This window comes from Paenibacillus sp. Negev47 (assembly GCF_058313655.1).
The window spans coordinates 1782850-1799565 of sequence record NZ_CM177754.1 but is presented as its reverse complement, the minus strand read 5'-3'; the positions used below and the strand labels follow the sequence as shown (position 1 = coordinate 1799565).

Sequence of the window (16716 nt, the reverse complement as noted above, 5' to 3'; positions counted from 1 at the left end):
GTCTGTGGAAAAGGACTCATGAAATACGCCCAATTACCAAACCAACTTGGAAAAATCAGCAAATCCTTTCAAGTCACGATCAATAGCCGCGAGCAAGGCAAGTCGATTCGCACGGACAGCCTCATCTTCAGCCATAACCATGACCGAATCGAAGAATGAGGTAATACCATCCTTCCAAGCTGATGCAATAGCCAGTGCTTCAGCAGCATCATGCTGAGTCAACGCCTGACGATATTCTGCATTCGTTTTGCTCCATGACTCGTGTAACTGACGCTCTCCATCTTCTGTGAACAGTTCTGGATGCACGGAAGCATTGGATGCTTTGGCAGCCAAATTACCCACACGGTTGAACGATTCAACCGTTGTTTTGAATGCGTCACCTGTCAGAACAGCCGCCATCAATGCTTCACCTTTTGGAACCACAGCGCTGATATCATCGAATCCGGAAGAAATTACGGCATCCACTACGTCATAACGGACGGTTTCGGACAATAATTTTTTCACGCGAAGACCGAAGAAGTCTTGCAGATCTTTACGAACCTCTTCATCTGCACGTTTCAACAGGTTCATCTGGGCATGCACTTGAAGCGCCACTCCGAACACGTCTGACAATGTCAGCGGAAGCTTATGATCCAGTAGAATCTGTACAATACCTGCAGCCTGACGGCGCAGCGCATATGGATCCTGAGAACCTGTTGGAATAATGTTGATGGAGAAACAACCCACGATTGTGTCCATTTTATCCGCAGCACTCACAATGGCACCGACAAGCGAAGCGGGGGATTGGTCTCCGGCGAAACGTGGCTGATAGTGTTCAAATACGGCTTTGGCCACCTCTTCTTTTTCGCCAGCTTTCCGAGCGTAATCCTCACCCATCACACCTTGCAGTTCCGGGAATTCACCCACCATCAGTGTCACCAGATCGAACTTGCAAATATCAGCTGAGCGGCTAACGGATTCGGCAACATCACCGGATACTTGCAGTTTGGCAGCAATTCCATCGGCAATCTTGCGAATACGGCGTACTTTATCTCCAACCGTACCCAGCTCTTCCTGGAAGACGATACTTTCCAGCTTCGATAATGCATCCTTAATCTGTAGCTTCTGGTCTTCCTCATAGAAGAACTTGGCATCAGACAAACGCGCACGCAGTACTTTTTCATTCCCTTTAGCAATGACATCAAGTGAGTCACTTCCACCGTTACGCACCGTCACGAAGAATGGCAACAATTGTCCCTCGCTGTCCAATACAGGGAAATAACGCTGATGCTCACGCATGGAAGTAATCAATACTTCTTGTGGAATATTCAAAAATGATGAGTCGAATGTTCCGAACAACACCGTAGGTGTCTCCACCAGGAACAGGACTTCCTCCAGCAGGTCTTCCTTGATGGCAATATCCCATTTTTTCTCAGCAGCCAGTGCTTGAATCTGGGATACAATCATCTGTTCACGTTCCTGAATATCTACAATGACATGTTCGGAACGCAGGACTTCTACGTAAACGGCAGGCTTCGAAATTACCACATCATCGCCAAGGAAGCGATGCCCACGTGTGACATTGTCAGACTTCACTCCGGCCACTTCAAGCTCGATGACTTCACTGCCAAGCAAAGCTACAATCCAGCGGATTGGACGTACGAACTTGAAATCATAGGAAGCCCAGCGCATAAATTTCGGGAACGTCATGGCATGCAATACAGAAAGCAGTCCTTCCCCAATCACAGAAGCCGTTTCCACACCTTTACTGCTCTTCGTTGCATAGATATATTCGACACCGTTCAATTCCTTGAACGTGAACTGGTCCGGTTCAACACCTTGACTTCGGGCGAATCCAAGTGCAGCTTTGCTCCAATTGCCACTGTCGTCCAGTGCAATTTTGCGTGAAGGACCTTTCACTTCTTCCTCGATATCTTCCTGCTTTTCAGCCACATTCTGAATCAAAACAGCCAGTCGGCGAGGTGTAGCATACGCATTCACTTCACCATAAGCAATGCGGGATGCTTCAAGCCATTTCACGACACGCTCTTGCAGCTGTGCGATTGCTGCACGCATGAAGCGTGCAGGTACTTCTTCCAGCCCGATTTCAAACAACAGATCCTTAGACATGCTCGGCTCCCCCTTTCTTGATTAGCGGGAAGCCTAGCTTCTCACGCTCTTCCATATATGTTGCAGCGACTTGACGAGCCAGATTACGGACACGTGTGATGTAACCCGTACGTTCCGTTACACTGATGGCCCCACGTGCATCCAACAGGTTGAACGTATGGGAACATTTGAGCACATAGTCATATGCCGGGAATACCAGATGCTGCGCCATGGCTTTGTTTGCTTCTTCTTCGTGCATGTTGAAGAGAGTGAACAGCATTTTGACATCGGATACTTCAAATGTATATTTAGAATGTTCGAATTCTGGCTGACGGAACACATCACCATAAGTAATACCTTCCACCCATTCCAAATCAAACACATTCTCTTTTTCCTGAATATAAGAAGCCAAACGCTCCATACCATACGTAATTTCAACGGCTACCGGATTCGTCTCGATTCCACCAACCTGCTGGAAATACGTGAATTGCGTAATCTCCATTCCGTCCAACCATACTTCCCAACCAAGACCTGCACAACCAAGTGAAGGATTCTCCCAGTTATCTTCAACAAACCGAATATCATGTTTGAGCGGATCAATGCCCAGACGCTTCAGACTTTCCAGGTAAATTTCCTGGATATTGTCCGGAGAAGGCTTGATGATTACCTGAAACTGATGATGCTGATACAGCCGGTTAGGGTTCTCGCCATAACGTCCGTCCGAAGGACGACGGGAAGGCTCCACATAGGCCACTTTCCAAGGTTCGGGTCCAAGCGAACGCAAAAAGGTCATCGGGTTCATCGTACCTGCCCCTTTTTCCGTATCGTATGGCTGGACAATAATACAGTTATGCTCGGCCCAGAATTGTTGCAGCGTTAGAATCATCTGCTGAAAATTCATAATCATGCTCCTTTTCAATGGTTTGTTAGTAGGCTTAGAACGGCGAAAACAACAATAAATAGCCCCCGTCCTACGCCTGTTGTACAGACGTAGGGACGAGAGCTATTCCCGCGGTTCCACCCTACTTGGCTTGGATCAAACAGGATAATCCTGTTATTCAAGCCCACTTTTCCGTGTCCATTCATGCTCCCGAGTGCCGTTTCAAAAACCGATTCAGTCAGGCTTCCACCATCCCCAACTCGCTCATTCATGATGCGCAAGTGTCCTACAACGACTTGTCCCCACAAATGCAATAAATCCAGTCTTTTACTTTCTCGTTCAATGCATGTCTCATAAAGAGAAATTATATTTCATAATATATAAAATCTAGTATGAAGTCAAGATATAGTTTCACTTCCACATAAACGCCTCAAATCCCGTACTTCTCCATCTGATCGAGGAAAGAACGGGATTTAAGATTCAGGCCAAGCTGATGATCCATAAAGGCACGCATCAGCTTTTTGATCTCATTACGGGTAGACTCACTCACTGATATATTCCCCAAGCGCTGCAGATCCAACCGAGCGAACAAGCGCAACAACTTCAGAGCCTTTGGACTGACTGACATCGCCGGAGGATCGAAATGTTTGCATGCACGACACAGGACGCCGCCAAGTCTGGGACTTATAAACAACTGCTCATCAGGTCGCTCCTGGTTACAGGAGATACACTCATCGAACTGCGGACCATAACCGGATGCCTGTAATATTTTCATTTCGTACAGACTTGTAATGACAACCGGATCTTTCTCTTCCTTCAACGCCTGCAGACACGCCTTTAACTGTTTGAACCAAAATGTACCTGTCTCTTCATCCTGAAGCACGCGATCCAATAGTTCACACGCATACGAGGCATAAGAGGCCTTGACCAGATCTTCACGCAACTCATGATAGGATTCAACAATCTCTCCAGCATTCAGTGTGCCTAGACCCGTATTGCGGAAATATACATATTGACCATACGTAAACGGCTGCACCAGTGCAGCATGTCGGCTCTTGGGTTTTTTGGCACCGCGGACGAGTACGCCTACTTTCCCGCCGCTTTCGGTGCAAAGCGTAATAATTTTGTTCCCTTCGCCGTAGTCCATGCTGCGGATGACAATCCCTTCCACCCTGTATAGCATGCCTCGTCACCTAACCATTCCCGAATTAGCCAGTTATCCTTCGGCTTCTTCATCTTCAATCACTTCCCTTGCAGGTTCCGACTCCTGTCCTAACGAGTTACACGCCTCGGTATATAACAAATAGGACTCCACATCCCCCGTCATCGCAAAAACCTTCCACGAAAAATCTCGCATCGGAATTTCATCCTCTCTTCGGAAATGACGTCTGCATCTACCAAATAGGATGGAGTCTTGCAAGGTAAACTATGTGTTGCAATTACTGGATATAACTCAAATCATTAATCGCGGCCAAAGCCAAGATCACGCAGAACCCGATCCTGATTTCTCCAGTCCTTTTTCACTTTGACCCATAGGTCCATGAAAATTTTGGAACCAAGCAAGTTCTGAATGTCATGTCGAGCTCGTTTACCCACTTCTTTCAGAAGAGCACCCTGCTTCCCAATAATGATCCCTTTTTGCGAATCCCGTTCCACAAATATGACGGCTGAGATATAAACGACACCGTTATCCTGTACTTTCATATCTTCAATCGTTACAGCAATGGAGTGAGGTACTTCTTCACGAGTCATCTGTAGAATCTTTTCACGAATCAACTCTGCACATACAAACTGTTCCGGATGGTCAGTGACCTGGTCATCAGGATAGTACTGTGGACCTTCAGGCAAATACTTCCCAAGCTGTTCGAGCAAGGTGCTTACATTGCTACCCAGCTTGGCAGATACAGGCACGATTTCAGCGAAATCATGCAGTTTGCGATACTCCTCCATAAGGGGCAGCAACGCTTCCGGCTCAATTTTGTCAATTTTATTCATGACGAGAATGACAGGAGTACGGATATTTTTCAACTGTTCCGCAATATAACGATCACCGCCACCCATTCCTTCCGAAGCGTCAATCAAGAACAGTGCTGCTTCCACTTCTCCGAGCGTGTTCAGAGCAGTCTGGTTCATGTAATCGCCAAGTTTGGATTGACGTTTGTGAATACCCGGTGTATCCAGGAAAACGATTTGCTGATGTTCTGATGTATACACACCATGAATCTTATTACGGGTTGTTTGCGGCTTGTCCGACATAATCGCAATTTTCTGTCCGATAACCTGGTTCATCAGTGTGGATTTACCTACGTTTGGACGTCCAATAATGGCTACAAAACCGGATTTAAATGCTTGTTTTTTCATATGTTCCTCCTCAGGCGCCTAGGCCTGGAATATTGGTTTATTTTTTGGCAGAATTCAGATCAGTAGGCCCAAAAGCCCAAGGTAACAGTTCGGCAACAGTCGTCTCTTGCAGATCACCTTTCATGTTCCCCAAGATGACTTTCATATCCGGTTCACACAGCTCGTACATGACCTGACGACATACACCACAAGGAGCAATCGGACCATCCGTGTCTCCTACAATGGCAATCGCTTTGAAGCTGCGAGGCTTCTGTCCACCTGCAATGGCACTGAACATCGCTGTACGTTCAGCACAGTTACCTGGGGAATAAGCAGCATTCTCAATATTACAACCATGATGCACATGTCCTTCACTGTCAAGCAAAGCCGCACCTACACCAAAATGGGAATAAGGCGTATACGCCTTCGTACGTGCCTTAATTGCTTCCTGCATTAACAAACCGTTATCCATCATTATTCTCTCCCTTAGGGTGCAATATAAAGTTACTACCTACAAGTTAAGTTCAACCAAAGCCAAATTTACACTTGCCACTTCGAGTCCAGAATAACCTTTCGATCGCTGTTATCCCCAGATTTTTTGATTCACTTTTTCAAAGTGAAAATCCGGGGATAAAGGCGAACGCTTCGCTTCTACAGGTTTATTTCTGTCCTCTTCGTTATCGTGTAACGTCTACAAGTTCAACTTAAAAAAGATCCAACTTTATATTAGTGTGTAGTATTAACATCAAAACAAGACAAAACAAATCAAAGTTAAAACGAAATCAGATCAAACCTAGCCAGCTCATCACCGGCTTCATGAAAACGATACAACCGATGATGACGGCGAATACCGCAGCCAGCAGAACTGCTCCGGCCGCGGTATCCTTCGCCGCTTTTGCCAGCGGATGGATATGGGGATGTGCCAAATCAACTGCAGCCTCTACAGCCGTGTTCATCAATTCAGTCACCAGGACCAAAAAGACAGCGGTCAGCACAAACATCCAATCCGTTCTTGAGATTCTGAAAAAAAAGCCGGCTATACACATCAAAACAGCCACTCCCGTGTGAACTCTCACATTACGCTGAGTCCGCAACCCATATGCGATTCCTTCCGCAGCATTGCGGAATACCAGACCCCAGGAGCGCCTTTTCATTATCGTGTCAACCCGGCCTGGGCCAATACCGCTTCTTGTTTGCCCATCATTTCAGCCTCACTGGCTTCATCCTGATGGTCGTATCCGAGCAGGTGCAAGAAGCCATGAACAAACAGAAAACCAAGCTCACGTTCAAATGAGTGTCCATACTCCTCACTTTGCAGGATTGTCCGTGGTACGGAGATGATGATGTCTCCAAGAACATCCGGCATTTCTTCCATTTCTTCATCTTCGTCCAGCTCATAGATAATATCAAGCTCTTCATCCACCGTCTCGTTCATCGCAAAAGACAATACATCCGTAGGACGGTCAATACCGCGATAATCACGGTTCAACTCATGGATCTGCTCATCGTTCACAAAAGTCAGAGCCACTTCCCCGTCTGCAACACCTTCCGCTTCTCCGGCAAGATTCAGCAACTGTTCCAGCATTGCAATCATTGGTTCTGTAATTTCTTTGTCCTGTTGTTCATTATTCCATGCCAGATTAAGACTCATTCTTCCATAACTCCTGTCTGCTCATATTATTGAACTAGCCTGCTTCGGGCGAAGTCGGCTTCGGTTTCTTAATCTCCTCCGGATATTCTATCCTGGAGTGGAAGATACCCATCACCGTTTCCTTCAATGTTCTGGCGACGATATCCAGTTCACGCATCGTGAGATCACAATCGTTGAACTGATGATCGTCCAATCGCCCTTTAATAATTTTCTCAATCATCGACTCCACTTGCTCCACTGTAGGTTTGCGCAAAGATCTCACAGCAGCCTCCACACTATCGGCAATGCCAACAATAGCAGATTCCTTGGACTGAGCCTTCGGCCCAGGGTAACGGAAATCCTCTTCCGTGAAATCAGGTTCAACTCCTGCTTCTTCTGCTTGGCGCAGTGCTTTGTGATAGAAATAGTGGAGAAATGTTGTGCCGTGATGCTGTTCCGCAATATCCCGAATAGGTTTGGGCAGTTTGTAGTCCTTCTGCATTTCCACACCATCACGCGCATGGGCAATGATAATGGATTTGCTCAGTTTCGGATCGATCGAATCATGTGGATTCTCCATATTATTCTGATTTTCAATAAAATAGATGGGTCGCTTGGTCTTGCCAATATCATGATAATACGATCCCACTCGGCAGAGCAATCCGTTAGCTCCAATGGCCTCTGCTGCAGCTTCGGACAGATTACCTACCATAACGCTGTGATGATAGGTACCCGGTGTCTCCGTCAGCAACTTGCGAAGAAGCGGATGGTTCGGATTGGACAATTCCACCAGTTTGAGCGCTGACAAGATACCAAATGAAGTTTCGAAAAATGGCATCAGCCCAATCACCAAGATCGCAGTCAGCACGCCACCCGCAAATGCAAACCCAACGCCATACAGTGTCGTGGTTCGGTTCCAATCGCCCGAGTCAATCAAGGCCAGGGTGAAGACGGCTATGGATCCGAACAGACAGACCATAATGGCCCCTTTCAGGATCGTTGATCGCTGGCTAGCCTTATGAGTTGCGAAGATCGCAACAAACGAAACTAATACAGCGAAGAAGCCCAGTTCAAAGTCAAAAAGCTGACCCTGATGCGTGTTCAAAATAATGCTGGACAACATACCGATCAAAATCGAACATACAAAGGCAAGCGAGGTATCCAGGAGAAGTGCAATTAACATCGCCCCTACCGCAACAGGCGCAAGGAAACCTACATAAGACCTCTCATTGGTCTGGATAATCGCCGTCACATGCATAACCACAATCGTAATAATAAAAATGAGAACAAGCATCAACAGCTGCGCATTATTATATTTAAAGTGCGTTCCGCTGCCTTGCTGAATATACATCAGAATTGCTGCCGACAACAGGCAGGAAAACATAAGAAGTCCAAGCTGCGGCCAGTAGTTTACTTCATTTTTCAGCAAGTCATTCTCATCCAGAAGCGTATACATTTCCGGGGTGATCATTTCACCCTTGGCAACTAATGTGTCCCCTTGCTTGATAAAGACCGTTTGCGTGTTCTCACGCGCCTGAACTTTCGCTTCCTTGGTTCCCTCTTCGTCATAGAAACGGTTAGCGGTCACTACGAGGCGAGCAAGTTCTTGCACCACCTCACGTTGCGTACGCTTACTGAGCGAGCTGACACTCACCATCTCGGCTACTTTCGCACGTGCAGTGGTTGCATCGTTGATCTGATCTGTCATTAACCGGGCAACAATATCCCTCGCAACTGGTTTCATCTCTTGGATATCATCCGATGTCAGACGCGAGATTTTGATGTAGGTTTCTTCGGGAATACGGTAGCTTTGCTCCTGTACCACGTTTCTGATCTCTTCCAACAGAGTCTCGGAGTATGTACCGGCTTTCCGATTGTTATTGATATAATTGGTCACAAAATCCTTCTGACGCTGCGGGATTTCATCCCGATAAATATCAATCTTGTCTTGACTTGAAATCTGATCATCCTGGTTCAATCGATCTACACGATCAAGCAGGGTCGTCATCAAATTTTCGTTTCGCATCTGCACAATCTGAAATATCGGCTGTACCCGTTCAGCAGCTTCTTCCTGTGCTTTGAGTGTGGCCTTGTTATTTGGAATCTGCATGGGCGCAGCTATGTCCACTTCACTCCGTGTACCTTCCTGAATATCATACCGCTCGGGGAGCAACTTGGAAGCCAGACTCACGTAGAAAAGAATCACCAGAAACAAAAACAGAAGATAGCGTGCCCACACGCTATACTTCCATCCTGTAGCCTTATTCTGAAAAGATTTGCCTTTTGACGGTTCCTTCGAGGTCACTTTAGACAATCCCTTTCTATGCTTGATTTTCTGCGGCGTGGTTGTAAGCCACGATAATTTTCTGGACGAGGGAATGCCGCACAACATCTTGCTCGGCAAAATAGACAAATCCAATCTCTTTAACTTCGTTCAAGATCGTATTCGCTTCCACAAGCCCGGATTTCTTACCACGCGGTAAATCAATCTGTGTCACATCTCCGGTAATGACCATTTTGGAGCCAAAACCAAGACGGGTCAGGAACATCTTCATCTGTTCCGGTGTTGTGTTCTGTGCTTCATCAAGAATGATGAAGGAGTCATCCAGCGTACGCCCCCGCATATATGCGAGTGGTGCGATTTCGATTAACCCTCGCTCCAGTGCCTTCGCGGTCTGTTCCTGTCCCATAACGTCATACAGGGCATCGTACAGTGGTCTCAAATACGGGTCTACCTTTTCCTGAAGATCACCTGGCAAAAAACCAAGACTCTCTCCTGCTTCAACAGCAGGCCGTGTGAGCACAATACGTTTGACGCTGCCTTCCTTGATTGCGGCAACAGCCAGTACAACAGCAAGGTAGGTTTTACCCGTACCTGCAGGACCAATACCAAATACAATATCACGTTTTTTAATTGTAGTTACATAGTGCTTCTGTCCAATGGTTTTAACACGGATTGGTTTACCTCGGTATGTCGTGGTAATCTCGCCCTTGAACAGATCCAATAGCTGATCTGCCCGCATATCCTTGGCAAGTTCAATCGCATATTTCACATCTCTTTCGGTTAACACATATCCATTGCGTATCAACTGCAGTAACACATCAAATAATTGTTCAAGCGATTCCACATGCTGTGCATTGCCGAAAATCACAATCTCCGCTTCACGGGATGCAATCTGGGCGGGAATCTCGGATTCAATCAGTTTAAGAAAAGTATCTTGGGGTCCAAAAAGAGATTGGCCCTCTCCCGCACTCTGGAGGGAGATTTGTATGCTGCGTGTTGGCTCTGACAAATATCCTCATTCTCCTTGACTATGGAATAGCGGAAGTTCTTCCGCAATGCTTTCTTCTACTTCAAATAAGACTTTCATATAAACTTTACCATTCTCTTTCTTCTCATGCAAAATTTTTTCACTTATAATTTTCGTTCCTTTGCCGTTTTTAGCAATAATATCGTTTCTTGCTCCTTCCAATCCTTTCGTTCTGGCCCACTCTATGGTCTGTTGTTCCTCATGTTCACGGGTCTCCAGATCCTTCTCTGTCAACCAGCCCATGGGTAGTGTAAAGGATCTCCAGGTTAGTGGTTTATGATTACTCTCGGTATCAAAGGAACTGAACGGTGTACTTCCGTATCCCCACAATTGGATCGCCCATTTCCCCAGCACCATGTAAAACCGTTCTTTGCTCTCACCGGTCATCGTATTATGTTTTTGCACAAGAGGAACCTGTACCTGATACTCACGCCATACCAGTCCACGCACTTCGCCTTTGGCAACAATAGTCTTGGTGTTCTCTTCGTCTCCAAGAATGCCCGAGATCAGTACCTGACCCTTTTTGACACGCATGTCCTTCTGAACGACAGGACGCCCCTGCTCCGCATAGATTTGAGTGACAACAGCATCTGATTTGCTGATCAAATGTCTCGGATTCAGTAACGGTTCGCGCTTCGGTTGTGCGGACTCCACGACTTGAATGGTAATGGTTGTCCCTTCTTTGCTTACTCCAATCCAGGTTACATCCGGCAGAGCGAGTGCAAGCTGCCTGGAGAGCTTGTCTTGGCTTTGCAAGCGGAACCCCCACTGGAAAGGGTATACCCCCTCTTTCTTCGCTGCTGCGAGCACTTCGTCCGTGGGAATGGTAACGTTCCCCTTGACCTCCACATTCCATACCATAGACGACAACGCAAACAAAGCTGCCACAAAAAACAGCATTCCACCGAGAAAGAACTTCCTTCGCAATAGTCGGGCCGCAAAAAAAGGAAAACCGCTACGGTGGGTTACTTTCACTCTGCAGCCTGTCCGTTTCAACACAGGACGCAGCCTGAAAAAATGCGGCAGCAGAATATTCATCTCTGCTACGCGTCCATCGTGAGCACGCAGGTTCCACACTTCCAGTCCCTGCTCTGCCACCGTGTTGATTAATGCTTCAATGTCTCCCCCAGTGACCGTGATTCGGACTGCTCCCCGCAGTTTGTACAGACTGGGCTGCTTCATCCGTTCCCCTCCACTCCATTCATATGAATATCCAGAATCGTTCCTTCAACAGCTACTTCATCCGGCAAAATGTTGCGTATCACCAAGGCAGTTCCTCTGATCTCCAACTGGCCTTGGGAAAGAGCCAGCACGATGCGATCCGGCGTGAAATGGATGACACCGCGATGATTCTCTATATACAGTTGCTTGCTGCCGATTAGGGTTAACCGTGGCATATCATAAAGCACATCCTGCGGCAGATCCAGCACTTCACTGGTCCATCTGCGCAGCTTGCGGCTGATCCGGGTCATTCGAAGGTCTTCCCCCTTCCTCTACAGTTCAACTTATGCGCAGATTCAAGAATTTATGAAAATTCCGGGGCGTGTTAGGGACGAATGTTGAGAAAAAAGTAAAGAACACAAAAAAAGCCGTCTCCGGCGGCTTTCTGCTCACCAGAGACGGCTCTATTTCTGTTCATTATGAAACTTGGTTACAGTTTCCCTCTTGTACCAAACGGCTGTTTGGAACGGGGAGGACCCAGTACTTCTGCCCATATAACACCAGTACGAATATCTTCAGGACGAAGTGGAGACACTTGTTCACCTGTGCCGGGTATATCCCAACTGGAATCAGACACAACAGGTTTATTTGCAGAAGAAAAGCGATTTAACCTCTCTTGAATCAAACGCTCCTGTCGTTCCAGGTCTTTCTTTTGTTGATCAAGTGAGCTTTCCATTCCTCTTGAGGAATTCTCACTTCTATGGTTACTGGCTGTGCCAGAAGAAGCAGCAGGCTCCGAATATGGCTGATCATACTGATTCTCATATTGTTCGTCTTCGTACCGATCGTCATACTGTTCATCATAACGGGGATCAGTATGTCCGGAAGACTGTTGCGGAGATGAGTTGTCTCTTGAGCGTTCATCTCGGTCTGAATCACCACTGCCTCCAAACGTAGGCATCCCGTTGCCAGGACGCTTTTTGTTCGGATCAGCCGATTTGGCCGCTTTCCCCAAAAAGGAGAAGAGCATAAAGCCGATAACGGCTACAATATACAGATTATCAAAAATCCATTCAAATAGGCCCATATGCACTCACCGCCTATCTTCCGTTTTTGGAATCACCCTGATCGTTGGAACTCGAACCTTCAACAGGTTTTCCCAATGAATTGCGCATTTGAGTATCTGCTTCAATATTTTTGAGATTCATGTAATCCATGACACCAATCTTACCACTACGTAAAGCCTCTGCCATTGCAAGTGGTACTGCTGATTCTGACTCAACAACACGCGCTCTCATTTCCACAACGCGCGCTTTCATCTCTTGTTCCTGGGCTACAGCCATCGCACGACGCTCTTCTGCTTTCGCCTGAGCAATTCGCTTGTCAGCTTCTGCCTGCTCGGTTTGCAAGAAAGCACCAATATTTTTACCGATATCCACGTCCGCAATATCAATGGACAGGATCTCAAAGGCAGTTCCAGAATCCAGCCCTTTGGACAAGACTGTACGAGAGATCAGATCCGGATTTTCCAACACCACTTTATGCGTTTCTGCTGAACCGTTGGTACTTACGATCCCTTCACCGACACGGGCAATGATTGTCTCTTCACCAGCACCACCGACGAGTCGATCGATATTCGCACGAACTGTAATTCTTGCTCGAACATTGACTTCGATACCATCTTTTGCCACCGCAGATACAACAGGCGTTTCGATAACACGCGGGTTAACACTCATTTGAACCGCCTGCAATACGTCACGACCAGCAAGGTCAATCGCAGCAGCACGTTCAAATTCGAGTGGAATGTTTGCACGCTGGGCAGCGATCAGAGCGTTAACCACACGGTCAACGTTACCACCGGCCAGGAAGTGACTTTCCAGTTGATTCATCGACAATTGAATACCTGCTTTAGTTGCTTTGATCATCGGATTTACGATTCGGCTAGGTGTTACACGTCTGAGTCTCATCGCGACCAGGGTAATAATACTAACACGCACACCGGATGCAATTGCCGAGATCCAGAGCATTACCGGGAAAAAGCTGAAGAATACGCTCAATACGATAATGGCAACTACCGCAATGAGCAAAACCGTAATCATGGTTGGTTCCATTGTTTAATTTCCTCCATTTGCAATTTGAATTTGATAAACACATCAGAAAAGACATTACTGAGTCAGCTGCTAAATGGATGAATAAATGCACCACCTCTCTGGCAGCTTCAGCTAGGTGGTTATGTATGTTACCAAAGCGTTATTCCACTTCGGCAACAGAGCGGGCTACACCGGTAAAGCTTGCTGAACCACAATCCGGGTACCTTCCGCTTTAATCACAATAATCGGCGTGTCAATCGGAATGAAATCCCCATCTGTCACAACATCAATTCGTTCCCCTTCAAACATCGCTGTTCCAGAAGGTCGAAGCGGTGTCAGACTGATGCCTTGCAGTCCAATCAACTCTTTACGTTCGGTAGCGGACGAGTATCCACGTTCCGCAGACAAACTGTCACTCAGTATGAATCGATTCCATATCCCTCGATCTTTAAACAGTACTGCGATAATCGCAATGACTACCAATGCTGCTCCGAAAGCGATACCCAAAGAAACGAATGCATCACTCGTATCATAAGCAGCCCTCACAACACCGGCAACTAGCGCAATTGATCCCAGAATACCCAAAATACCCATGCTTGGTATGAACATCTCCAGAATCATCAAGATGAGTCCGACAGTGAACAATACCCACGTCTCTGCTCCTGCAAAACCGGCAACGTAATTTCCTGAGAAATACAGGACAAAACACACAATACCGACAATACCAGGCACCCCGAACCCAGGAACGATCAGTTCAATGGCTACACCCGCGATTCCGAGGAACAACAATACGGTCATGACAACAGGATCGGTAAGAAAAGATGAGATATTCTCTACTGTCGTCCGTTCTACCTTGAATACATCATCCTGACTGTAACCGAGCCAGGTTGCCGCTTCTTCCGGTGTGTTGCTGATGTGGTCGGCATAACCGACTTTCAGCGCTTCTTCAGCCGAGAGAGCAATAATTTCACCTTTTTGCTTGGTTTTATTGATCTCTGGCATTTCCACAACCATGTTAACATCCGTCATTCCAGCCGCGATCTTGCCGTCACGGCCACTAATCTCAGCCGCTCCCTGCATTTTGCTTTTCCAAAACGCAACAAGCTTCGGATCATCAACATGTTTGCCTGAACTGTCCACCATTGCTGCCGCACCGATCATACTGCCTGGCGACATTACGATCTTATCTGCATTCAGAGCCAGAAAACTTCCGGCTGAAGCAGCATCTCCACGGACAAATGCAACAGTCTCTATCGGACTGTCCTTAATCAGGGTACCCAACGCTTCCGCAGTGTCGACACGGCCTCCCGGCGTATTGATATCAAGAACGATCAGGCCAGCGTTCATCTTTTCCGCTTCCTTGAACCCGCGTTCCATGAACTTGCCAAGTCCCTGCTCGATTGGTTTGTCAACCGGAATAATATATACGGCGCCACTCTTCTCAGCTGCATGCGCTGACGGTGATCCAATCCAGACAGGAAGCAACAGCGTCAGCAGCATTAAGAGCATCAATGGCCCCGCAAGCTTCTTCCGGCGCTTTCCCTTCACAATAGTCCCCCCTTTTCCATTAATGTTATACTGTCCAGCTTATGGTATTTATTACGTACAATGCAACATTTCGTTTCAAAATCTTAAAATTATATTTGAAAACTGGAGCAATTGCAAGAATTAAAACCATAATAATATATATTAACCATTTAAAAGAAATAGTTGCTATTAAGGACATAATGCGTTCTTGTAAGTGGAAAAAACACCTCCTGACAAGTCAGAAGGTGTTTATTGATTTGCTTTATTGCAGAAATTGTTGAACTGCTTGATTTACCAGTTTGCCGTCCGCTTTGCCTTTAACTTTCGGCATAAGCGCCGCCATGACTTTCCCCATCTCGGCTTTCGAAGAAGCACCGGTTTCCTGGATGGTCTGCTGTACAATAACTTTAATTTCTTCTTCGGTAAGCTGTGCGGGAAGGTACTGGATAAGTATTTCAATTTCCGCTTTTGCATTTGCCGCGAGGTCTTCACGGCCCGCTTTGTCAAATTCTTGGAGGGCATCTTTGCGCTGTTTGATTTCACGACTCAGGATATCAAGCACTTCGTTGTCATCCAAATCTCTTTTCAAATCTATTTCAAGATTCTTGATCGTCGAACGAATCAACCGAATGTTGGAGAGTCTGAACTTGTCCTTACTCTTCATCGCTTGCTTCATATCTTCGTTCAATCGTTCGCTAAGATTCATGTAGTTAAAATCCTCCTAAAACTTTCTCTTACGAGCAGCCTCGGACTTTTTCTTGCGCTTTACGCTTGGCTTCTCATAATGCTTACGTTTCTTCACCTCAGCCAATACGCCATCTTTAGCGATGGAGCGTTTAAAACGACGAAGTGCAGCATCAATAGTCTCGTTTTTGCGAACTTTAGTTTCAGACACCAGTTTTCCCTCCCTCCGACCAGACCGTCCAAGAGCAATAACACGGTTCATCATCTTTCATTATAGGCGAAAGGTAATAAAGGTGTCAACCTCAATGTAATGATCACTTATTTGAATCAATTTCATAACTCACTAAAAATAGATTTTTGTAACCTTATTGAGTTAGCTAAGGTATTATGAATTGATTCATTTATACGAGCGTTAGGTCACATATTCATAGATTTAAGCATATGTCTAAATCCGTGATATTAGCACACATTAGCTCGATTATTTGTGAGAATCAGATAAACTTGTCAGTACACCAAGTCTGGTGCCGCCAAGCAAATGGTAATGCAGATGGTGGACAGTTTGCTCTCCATCCTTACCACAGTTGTTGATCAGGCGATATCCTGTTTCGTGCACGCCAAGACGTTTGGCGGCTTCTTGAGCAGCAAGATGAATCTCACCGATCAAAGGCAGATCTTCTGCGGTAACTTCATTCATGGAAGCAATATGTTTCTTCGGAATGACGAGAACATGTGTAGGCGCAGCGGGCTGGATGTCATGAAAAACAATAACATGGTCATTCTCCAGTACTTTATTGGAGGGGATGCTGCCCTCTACAATTTTGCAAAATAAGCAATCCATAGTTCATACCCTCCTTTTGTTTTCAAAATTATGTATTCCTGTACATCATACCCGAAGTAAAAAGTCTAGTCCAATTTTCTTCACTACTGGTGAACATCTTTTTTGCTTACAAGTTTCAGCATGTTAAAGACTCTTCTTTCCATACCAATCAAGTGAACTTATCAACC

Annotated in this window: 18 protein-coding genes; all 18 read right to left on the bottom strand. The window is 46.3% G+C overall.

Annotated features, from left to right (window positions below; all coding sequences use genetic code 11):
* Positions 1–33: 33 nt before the first annotated feature.
* The 18 genes from glyS to AC4G47_RS08165 all read right to left on the bottom strand — a co-directional run bounded on the left by glyS (position 34) and on the right by AC4G47_RS08165 (position 16549).
* Positions 34–2109, bottom strand: coding sequence for a glycine--tRNA ligase subunit beta (gene glyS, locus AC4G47_RS08250; RefSeq protein WP_458123457.1), 2076 nt, complete (start codon positions 2107–2109; stop codon positions 34–36).
* On the bottom strand, positions 2102–2989 hold the full coding sequence (gene glyQ / locus AC4G47_RS08245) for a glycine--tRNA ligase subunit alpha (protein ID WP_145323243.1): 888 nt from the start codon (positions 2987–2989) through the stop codon (positions 2102–2104). Before glyQ ends, glyS begins: the two co-directional genes overlap by 8 nt.
* A gap of 409 nt (positions 2990–3398) precedes the next feature.
* Positions 3399–4151: a DNA repair protein RecO gene (gene recO / locus AC4G47_RS08240; protein ID WP_458123458.1), complete on the bottom strand. Its 753-nt coding sequence runs from the start codon at positions 4149–4151 to the stop codon at positions 3399–3401.
* 33 nt (positions 4152–4184) lie between these two features.
* Positions 4185–4325, bottom strand: a complete 141-nt coding sequence (locus AC4G47_RS08235) for a YqzL family protein (RefSeq protein ID WP_145323245.1) — start codon at positions 4323–4325, stop codon at positions 4185–4187.
* Between the two features lie 104 nt (positions 4326–4429).
* Positions 4430–5329: a GTPase Era gene (era, locus tag AC4G47_RS08230; protein ID WP_145323247.1), complete on the bottom strand. Its 900-nt coding sequence runs from the start codon at positions 5327–5329 to the stop codon at positions 4430–4432.
* 37 nt (positions 5330–5366) lie between these two features.
* Positions 5367–5780, bottom strand: coding sequence for a cytidine deaminase (locus tag AC4G47_RS08225; RefSeq protein WP_458127317.1), 414 nt, complete (start codon positions 5778–5780; stop codon positions 5367–5369).
* A 310-nt stretch (positions 5781–6090) separates the two neighbouring features.
* Complete coding sequence (locus AC4G47_RS08220; RefSeq protein WP_491105682.1) at positions 6091–6462, bottom strand: diacylglycerol kinase family protein; 372 nt, start codon at positions 6460–6462, stop codon at positions 6091–6093.
* The gene (gene ybeY, locus AC4G47_RS08215; RefSeq protein ID WP_036674804.1) at positions 6462–6959 is read right to left on the bottom strand and encodes an rRNA maturation RNase YbeY; all 498 of its coding nucleotides are present in this window, start codon (positions 6957–6959) and stop codon (positions 6462–6464) included. Before ybeY ends, AC4G47_RS08220 begins: the two co-directional genes overlap by 1 nt.
* A 34-nt stretch (positions 6960–6993) precedes the next feature.
* Positions 6994–9243, bottom strand: coding sequence for an HD family phosphohydrolase (locus AC4G47_RS08210; RefSeq protein ID WP_458123460.1), 2250 nt, complete (start codon positions 9241–9243; stop codon positions 6994–6996).
* 16 nt (positions 9244–9259) lie between these two features.
* Positions 9260–10231 (bottom strand): PhoH family protein, encoded by a 972-nt coding sequence (locus AC4G47_RS08205; protein WP_458123461.1) that lies wholly within the window; start codon positions 10229–10231, stop codon positions 9260–9262.
* A gap of 6 nt (positions 10232–10237) precedes the next feature.
* A complete protein-coding gene (yqfD, locus tag AC4G47_RS08200; RefSeq protein ID WP_458123462.1) occupies positions 10238–11431 on the bottom strand; it encodes a sporulation protein YqfD in 1194 nt (397 codons plus the stop codon).
* On the bottom strand, positions 11428–11721 hold the full coding sequence (yqfC, locus tag AC4G47_RS08195; RefSeq protein WP_458123463.1) for a sporulation protein YqfC: 294 nt from the start codon (positions 11719–11721) through the stop codon (positions 11428–11430). The genes yqfD and yqfC overlap by 4 nt, the downstream gene beginning before the upstream one ends.
* Positions 11722–11900: 179 nt before the next feature.
* Positions 11901–12497 (bottom strand): YqfB family membrane protein, encoded by a 597-nt coding sequence (locus AC4G47_RS08190; protein ID WP_491105681.1) that lies wholly within the window; start codon positions 12495–12497, stop codon positions 11901–11903.
* A 13-nt stretch (positions 12498–12510) separates the two neighbouring features.
* Positions 12511–13521, bottom strand: coding sequence for a flotillin-like protein FloA (floA, locus tag AC4G47_RS08185; protein ID WP_491105680.1), 1011 nt, complete (start codon positions 13519–13521; stop codon positions 12511–12513).
* A 165-nt stretch (positions 13522–13686) separates the two neighbouring features.
* Positions 13687–15009, bottom strand: coding sequence for an NfeD family protein (locus AC4G47_RS08180; protein WP_491106665.1), 1323 nt, complete (start codon positions 15007–15009; stop codon positions 13687–13689).
* Positions 15010–15289: 280 nt separating this feature from the next.
* A complete protein-coding gene (locus tag AC4G47_RS08175) occupies positions 15290–15733 on the bottom strand; it encodes a GatB/YqeY domain-containing protein (protein ID WP_458123466.1) in 444 nt (147 codons plus the stop codon).
* A 15-nt stretch (positions 15734–15748) separates the two neighbouring features.
* Positions 15749–15922 (bottom strand): 30S ribosomal protein S21, encoded by a 174-nt coding sequence (gene rpsU, locus AC4G47_RS08170; protein ID WP_005547957.1) that lies wholly within the window; start codon positions 15920–15922, stop codon positions 15749–15751.
* 267 nt (positions 15923–16189) lie between these two features.
* Positions 16190–16549: a histidine triad nucleotide-binding protein gene (locus AC4G47_RS08165; protein WP_145323263.1), complete on the bottom strand. Its 360-nt coding sequence runs from the start codon at positions 16547–16549 to the stop codon at positions 16190–16192.
* Positions 16550–16716: the final 167 nt, after the last annotated feature.

What these genes read in the sequence shown, in the direction of transcription:
- AC4G47_RS08175 (WP_458123466.1), bottom strand. Translation starts at nt 15,733, where the DNA reads ATGAATCTTAGCGAACGATTGAACGAAGATATGAAGCAAGCGATGAAG.
- recO (WP_458123458.1), bottom strand. Translation starts at nt 4,151, where the DNA reads ATGCTATACAGGGTGGAAGGGATTGTCATCCGCAGCATGGACTACGGC.
- ybeY (WP_036674804.1), bottom strand. Translation starts at nt 6,959, where the DNA reads ATGAGTCTTAATCTGGCATGGAATAATGAACAACAGGACAAAGAAATT.
- AC4G47_RS08225 (WP_458127317.1), bottom strand. Translation starts at nt 5,780, where the DNA reads ATGGATAACGGTTTGTTAATGCAGGAAGCAATTAAGGCACGTACGAAG.
- AC4G47_RS08235 (WP_145323245.1), bottom strand. Translation starts at nt 4,325, where the DNA reads ATGCGAGATTTTTCGTGGAAGGTTTTTGCGATGACGGGGGATGTGGAG.
- glyQ (WP_145323243.1), bottom strand. Translation starts at nt 2,989, where the DNA reads ATGAATTTTCAGCAGATGATTCTAACGCTGCAACAATTCTGGGCCGAG.
- yqfD (WP_458123462.1), bottom strand. Translation starts at nt 11,431, where the DNA reads ATGAAGCAGCCCAGTCTGTACAAACTGCGGGGAGCAGTCCGAATCACG.
- AC4G47_RS08165 (WP_145323263.1), bottom strand. Translation starts at nt 16,549, where the DNA reads ATGGATTGCTTATTTTGCAAAATTGTAGAGGGCAGCATCCCCTCCAAT.
- era (WP_145323247.1), bottom strand. Translation starts at nt 5,329, where the DNA reads ATGAAAAAACAAGCATTTAAATCCGGTTTTGTAGCCATTATTGGACGT.
- glyS (WP_458123457.1), bottom strand. Translation starts at nt 2,109, where the DNA reads ATGTCTAAGGATCTGTTGTTTGAAATCGGGCTGGAAGAAGTACCTGCA.
- AC4G47_RS08180 (WP_491106665.1), bottom strand. Translation starts at nt 15,009, where the DNA reads ATGCTCTTAATGCTGCTGACGCTGTTGCTTCCTGTCTGGATTGGATCA.
- yqfC (WP_458123463.1), bottom strand. Translation starts at nt 11,721, where the DNA reads ATGACCCGGATCAGCCGCAAGCTGCGCAGATGGACCAGTGAAGTGCTG.
- AC4G47_RS08190 (WP_491105681.1), bottom strand. Translation starts at nt 12,497, where the DNA reads ATGGGCCTATTTGAATGGATTTTTGATAATCTGTATATTGTAGCCGTT.
- floA (WP_491105680.1), bottom strand. Translation starts at nt 13,521, where the DNA reads ATGGAACCAACCATGATTACGGTTTTGCTCATTGCGGTAGTTGCCATT.
- AC4G47_RS08220 (WP_491105682.1), bottom strand. Translation starts at nt 6,462, where the DNA reads ATGAAAAGGCGCTCCTGGGGTCTGGTATTCCGCAATGCTGCGGAAGGA.